General features: G+C 61.9%; 6 protein-coding genes. 5 read left to right on the top strand and 1 reads right to left on the bottom strand.

The window, feature by feature from the left end; all coding sequences use genetic code 11:
• Positions 1–34 precede the first annotated feature (34 nt).
• On the bottom strand, positions 35–922 hold the full coding sequence (locus ACFHYO_RS10495; RefSeq protein ID WP_394320273.1) for a hypothetical protein: 888 nt from the start codon (positions 920–922) through the stop codon (positions 35–37).
• Positions 923–1267: 345 nt separating this feature from the next.
• On the opposite strand from ACFHYO_RS10495, the gene ACFHYO_RS10490 reads away from it, so the two are divergent.
• The 5 genes from ACFHYO_RS10490 to hsdR all read left to right on the top strand — a co-directional run bounded on the left by ACFHYO_RS10490 (position 1268) and on the right by hsdR (position 6199).
• Entirely contained in the window at positions 1268–1723 is a 456-nt protein-coding gene (locus ACFHYO_RS10490; RefSeq protein WP_028720204.1) for a DUF2924 domain-containing protein, read from the top strand.
• The gene (locus tag ACFHYO_RS10485; RefSeq protein WP_028720203.1) at positions 1720–3045 is read left to right on the top strand and encodes a recombinase family protein; all 1326 of its coding nucleotides are present in this window, start codon (positions 1720–1722) and stop codon (positions 3043–3045) included. The genes ACFHYO_RS10490 and ACFHYO_RS10485 overlap by 4 nt, the downstream gene beginning before the upstream one ends.
• Positions 3042–3431: a ParB/RepB/Spo0J family partition protein gene (locus ACFHYO_RS10480; protein ID WP_028720202.1), complete on the top strand. Its 390-nt coding sequence runs from the start codon at positions 3042–3044 to the stop codon at positions 3429–3431. The genes ACFHYO_RS10485 and ACFHYO_RS10480 overlap by 4 nt, the downstream gene beginning before the upstream one ends.
• Before the next feature lie 90 nt (positions 3432–3521).
• The gene (locus ACFHYO_RS10475) at positions 3522–3734 is read left to right on the top strand and encodes a type II toxin-antitoxin system Phd/YefM family antitoxin (protein ID WP_081791406.1); all 213 of its coding nucleotides are present in this window, start codon (positions 3522–3524) and stop codon (positions 3732–3734) included.
• 5 nt (positions 3735–3739) lie between these two features.
• Positions 3740–6199 carry an EcoAI/FtnUII family type I restriction enzme subunit R gene (hsdR, locus tag ACFHYO_RS10470; RefSeq protein WP_028720201.1) on the top strand — a complete coding sequence of 820 codons (2460 nt, stop codon included), beginning with the start codon at positions 3740–3742 and terminating at the stop codon, positions 6197–6199.

The raw sequence follows: 6199 nt of genomic DNA, 5'->3' as shown, positions 1-6199 counted from the left end.
GCTGCGCTACGCCGAAGGCTCCGCGCGCGGCCTCCTACACCACCACCCGGGACACTGCCGATTCATGGAATGGCGACAGATCGTAGTGACGCCAATTCAGGGGCTTCTTTGATAGATCCGCCCCAAGCACCACTTCGGCAAATCCATCCCCTACCTTCTTGCGGACCTGTGGGCTCGGACCGCAGATTTCCATGACCTTGTCGTCCGGTGTCCAAATCAACGTGGCTTCGTTTGGAGGCCGATAGTAGATCGTACCCCGCATTCCGTTGTCCCTATGACTGAAGACACTGGACAACGGACCGGCATGGCGAACGATTACCATAACAGATGCCGGATGGTTCGCTGTCTTCGGCAAATCCAAGGTACGAATGGAAACCTTTGACGGAAGTTCCAGTCGAGCCGTCAGCAAAGAGGCTAAGGCATCTTGGTCAATGGCACCGGCGGCGTCCGCGATCGTCCCTTCGACATCTGCTTCAAACGAGTCATACATCTTGCCATGATCACGATACTGGCGTGCGGCATAAAAGGCTTCAGCATCTTCGAATTCTTCTGGGTAGCGCAGGTAAACCCAGATGCTGCGGCACAATTCATTCGGCTCATTGACAAACGTTTCATATTCTTCATGAGAGAGCCGCTGCTTGGCAACGTGTTCCAGTGACGTCGGTCCCTTCCCAATCGAAAGCCTCCTGATCCGCCGGCACCGGTCTTCGAGGGGGCGCAGGGCTTCGGCCGCGCCCTCATTCAACTGCTCAAGGGCAGCAATCCGAACATCGTCGTCGTCTTCGACAATGGGCAACTCAATCCCCAAGGACGGTTCGGATTCGGCTTCCCGAAAATCGATAATCTCCTGAAGCAGAGGGAGAGGTGTGATTTCAACGATCTCGAGAGTCTCACGGCCAATATTCTGGTATTTCCGACTCATAACCAAATCCTCTCAAGACTGCTTCCTGCTGCTGTAGTAAAGCCGATCGGGAGCCCGGCTCGCAAGTTTTGCTACAGCGTGTCCCAGTCGCCGAGCCCAGATGGCTTTTCAACAATGAAGCCACTGCTGACCGGACTCGCACCACATGAAACGCCCCAATCCGCTGCCGCCCGACCAGATGACGCCAGCAGAGCGACGTGCTGAGCTGTGCGGCCTGCTGGCCCTCGGGCTGGTTCGGTTCCGGTTGCGGGAGACGGGCGAAGTATCTGACGGTACTGGAGAAAGTTGCCTACACTATTCGCTCGACCAATGCCGTCATGCAACTCCAACTCAACGGAGAAATGCATGAACAAGCCCGATCCCATCCCCGCGCGCCTGGCCGCGCTCAAGACCACGCCGACGCCCGACCTGAAACAACAGTGGCGCGACCTGTTCGACAGCGAGCCGCCGCCGTTCAACCGGCGCTACCTCGAGTCCCGCTTGGCCTACCGCATCCAGGAACTGGCCTATGGCGGGCTGAAGCCCGAAACGGTCCGGCGGCTGGAACGGCTGGGCGAGGAACTGGACGGCGGCGACAGGACGAAGCGCAGCATCCGTTCCGACCGTGACCGCCCGATCACTGGCACGCGTCTCCTGCGCGAATGGCAGGGCGTCGAGCAGATCGTCACCGTCACCGCCGACGGCTTCGAATGGCAGGGTCGGCCCTACAAGTCGCTGTCCGCCATCGCCCGCGCGATCACCGGCACGCGCTGGAACGGCTGGGTGTTCTTCGGGCTCAAGAACCACAGGGGGCGGACATGACGAAGCCGCCGGAAAAATCGAAGGTCGTCCGCAAGCTACGGTGTGCCGTCTACACCCGGAAGTCCTCCGAGGAAGGGCTGGAGCAGGAGTTCAACAGCCTCCATGCCCAACGCGAGGCCTGCGAAGCTTACATCGCCAGCCAGCGGTCCGAGGGCTGGGTACTGGTCCGCGATCAGTATGACGACGGCGGCATCTCGGGTGGAACGCTGGAACGCCCCGGCCTCCGACGGCTGCTGGAGGACATCGAGGACGGGCTGGTCGACGTAGTCGTGGTCTACAAGATCGACCGGCTCAGCCGCTCGCTGGCCGATTTCGCCAAGCTGGTCGAGGTGTTCGACCGCAACGGCGTGACCTTCGTCTCGGTGACGCAGTCGTTCAACACCACCACGTCGATGGGACGGTTGACGCTGAACATCCTGCTGTCCTTCGCCCAGTTCGAACGCGAGGTGACGGCCGAGCGCATCCGCGACAAGGTCGCCGCCAGCCGGAAGAAGGGCATGTGGATGGGCGGGGTGCCGCCCTTCGGCTATCGCGTCGAGAACCGGAAGCTGGTTGTGGACGAAGAGCACGCCGAGCACGTTCGATGGATCTTCGCGCGCTTCCTTGAGATCGGGTCCTGCACGGACCTGGCGCGAGAGGTCGGCGCACGCGGCATCCGGACGCCGCGCGGCAACCGGATCGACAAGAAGTACATCTACCGGATGCTCAGTAACCGCGCCTACATCGGCGAGGCGGTCCACAAGGGCGACAGCTATCCCGGCGAGCACGACGCGATCATCAACCGCGAGACATGGGACCGCGTTCATGCCATCCTGCAAGACAGTCCCCGCAAGCGCGCCGCCCGCACCCGCTCCGACACGCCCGCGTTGCTGAAGGGACTGCTGTTCGGACCCGATGGCGCGGCGTTCTCACCGACGCATACGCGCAAGGGCGACAGGCTCTACCGTTATTATGTCAGCCAGACGGTGCTGAAGCATGGCGCTGGGTCGTGCCCGGTAGGCCGCGTGCCCGCGGGCGATATCGAGGCGGCGGTGATCGACCAGCTTCGCGCCGTCTTTCGCCAGCCCGAGATCGTGGCGGGCACGTTGAGAGCGGGTCGAACACAGGACGAGGAGATCACCGAGGCCGACGCACGGGCAGCGCTTCAGCAGCTCGACCCGCTGTGGGACGAACTGTTCCCCGCCGAACAGGCACGCATCGTGGCGCTGCTGGTCGAGCGCGTGGACATCGGCACGGGTGGGCTCAACGTCCGGCTCCGTATTGATGGGCTCGGCGGTCTCACGCGCGAGATGCTGGCTGGACACATGGGAGCGGCTGCATGACCCGCGGCACGCCGATCCCGGACAGCCTGACCATCCATGTCCCATTCCGCATCGTGAAGCGGGGCGGGCGGAAAGAGATGCAGTTGCCTGTGGGCACCACAGCGCCGCGAGCGCCGGACAACACACTGGTTAAGGCGCTGGCGCGTGCCTTCCGGTGGAAGCGCATGCTGGAATCGGGTGAGTTCACCACCATCGCCGAACTGGCTGAACGCGAGGGGATCGCGACGTCCTATATGACGCGCCTCCTGCGCCTGACGCAGCTTGAGCCTGGCATCATTGAGGCGGTTCTCGACGGACGTCAGGGCGATGCCGTTACGCTCGCGCGACTTATGGACCCGTTCCCGATCAGCTGGATCGAGCAGAAGAACACTTTCCTCGGTACCTGAACACCTACTCCATACATCTGACGCCACTGCTGCTATTGCTTCATTGGGCCAAATTGGCCAAAAGTGATGCAGGCATAGGCGGGGAGTCGAATGCAGACCTTGAGCGCGAAAGACGCGAAGTACGGATTCGGACGACTGATCGATCTCGCTCGAGCCGAGCCAGTTGCGGTGGCGAAGCACGGCCGGCCCGTCGTCGTCGTACTTGCAGTCGAAGAGTATGAGCGTCTGAAGAGGTTGGACGTGCAGGAAAAAAATTTCGCCGGTGAAGCAGCTTCAAGTAACGAAGAACAAGGGGGCGGCTGACCGGTATGGACAAGCGAAGCCTCACCGAGCGCGATATCTGCACCAAGTTCATCCTGCCTGCCGTCAAGCGCGCAGGCTGGGACGAGATGGTGCAGGTTCGGGAGGAGGTCTATTTCACCAAGGGCCGCATCATCGTGCGCGGCAAGCTGGTGACGCGCGGCAAGGCGAAGAAGGCCGACTTTGTTCTCTACTACAAGCCGAACATTCCGATCGCCCTGATCGAGGCGAAGGACAACTCCCACAGCGTCGGCGACGGCATGCAGCAGGCGCTCGACTATGCCGAAACGCTGAAGATCCCCTTCGTCTTCAGTTCGAACGGCGACGGCTTCGTATTCCATGACCGCACCGGCGCCAGTTCGCCGCGCGAGCTGAACCTTGGTCTCGACGCCTTCCCGTCGCCCGCTGACCTGTGGGCGCGCTATCGCGCCTGGAGAGGACTCGATGGCGAATCTGAAGAGATTGTTCTTCAGGACTACCACGACGACGGCAGCGGCAAGGAGCCGCGTTACTACCAGGTCAACGCGGTCAACGCGGCGATCGAGGCCATCGCCAAGGGCCAGGACCGGGTGCTGCTGGTCATGGCGACCGGCACGGGCAAGACCTACACCGCGTTCCAGATCATCTGGCGCCTATGGAAATCACGGCGCTGGAACCCCGAAGGCAACAAGCGCGTCCTGTTCCTCGCCGACCGTAATGTGCTGATCGACCAGACGATGGTGAACGACTTCCGCCCCTTTGGCGCGGCAATGGCAAAGCTTTCAACCAATGCCAAGACCATCGAACGGCAGGACGGCACCTCGGTCGACCTGACGCTGGCGCTCGACAGGAAACGGCGCATCGACACCGCCTTCGAGGTCTATCTCGGCCTCTATCAGGCGATCACCGGGCCGGAAGAGCGCCAGAAGCTGTTCAAGGAGTTCTCGAAGGACTTCTTCGATCTGATCGTGATCGACGAATGCCATCGCGGCAGCGCCGCCGAGGATTCCGCCTGGCGTGAAATCCTGACCCATTTTTCCGGTGCGACGCAGATCGGCCTGACCGCCACGCCGAAGGAGACGGAATATGTCTCCAACACGGAATATTTCGGCGAGCCTGTATTCACCTATTCGCTGAAGCAGGGGATCAGCGACGGATTTCTGGCTCCCTACAAGGTCATCAAAGTTCACATCGACCGTGACGTAGAAGGCTACCGGCCCGAGAAAGGCCAGCTGGACCGCGACGGCAACGAGGTCGAGGACCGCATCTACAACGCCAAGGATTTCGACCGCACGCTGGTTCTGGACGACCGCACCCTTCTGACGGCGAAAAAGATCACGGCCTTCCTCAAGGAAAGCGGCGACCGCTACCAGAAGACCATCGTGTTCTGCGTCGATCAGGAACACGCAGCCCGCATGCGTCAGGCGCTGATCAACGAGAACTCCGACCTGGTGACCGAGAACGCGCGCTACGTCATGCGCATCACCGGCAGCGACAAGGAGGGCCAGGACCAGCTTGGTAACTTCATCGACCCGGAATCGAAGTGGCCCGTCTTGGTCACGACCTCACGCCTGCTGTCCACCGGCGTTGATGCGCAGACCTGCCGCCTGATCGTGCTCGACCGTGAAATCGGCTCGATGACCGAGTTCAAGCAGATCGTCGGGCGCGGCACCCGCGTGCACGAGGACACCAGGAAGTTCTATTTCACGCTGATCGATTTCCGTGGCGCGACAGCGCATTTCGCTGACCCGGACTTCGACGGCGATCCCGTGCAGATCTACTCGCCAGGCGCGGATGACCCGATGACGCCGCCCGACGAGGAACCAGCAACGCCCGAGGGCGAGGACGCGATCCCGCCGACGCCGGGTGAGGACGAGACCATCGTCGATCAGCCCGGCCTGCCGCTGCCGCCGGGCGATCCGGTCCGCAAGATCTACGTCGATGGCGTCGGCGCCCGCATCATCGCCGAGCGGGTGGAATACCTCGACGAGAACGGCAAGCTTGTCACCGAATCCCTGCGCGATTTCACCAAGAACGCCCTGAGGAAACGCTTCGCCAGCCTCGACGAGTTTCTGAAACGCTGGAACGCCGCCGAGCGCAAGCAGGCCATCGTCGAGGAACTGGAGGCAGAAGGTTTAGCCCTCGATGCCATCGCTGACGAGCTTGGCAAGAATCTCGATCCGTTCGACCTGATCTGCCATGTCGCCTTCGACGCCAAGCCCCTCACGCGCCGAGAACGGGCCGAGAACGTGAAGAAGCGTGACGTGTTCACCAAGTACGGGCCGCAAGCTCGCGCCGTCCTCGATGCCCTGCTGGAGAAGTACCGCGACGAGGGCGTGCTCAATCTCGACGACGCCAATGTGCTGAAGGTGACCCCCTTCACCGACATGGGCAGCGTCGTTCAACTCATCAACGCGTTCGGCGGCAAGGCGGGCTTCGAGAAGGCCGTCCATGAATTGCAGGACGCACTCTACCAGGAGACCGCCTGA

It is taken from the genome of Paracoccus panacisoli (genome assembly GCF_042435015.1).
GTDB classification, from domain to species: Bacteria; Pseudomonadota; Alphaproteobacteria; order Rhodobacterales; family Rhodobacteraceae; genus Paracoccus; species Paracoccus panacisoli.
The sequence above is the reverse complement of the archived record's forward strand: the minus strand, read 5'-3'. Positions and strand labels throughout refer to the sequence as shown.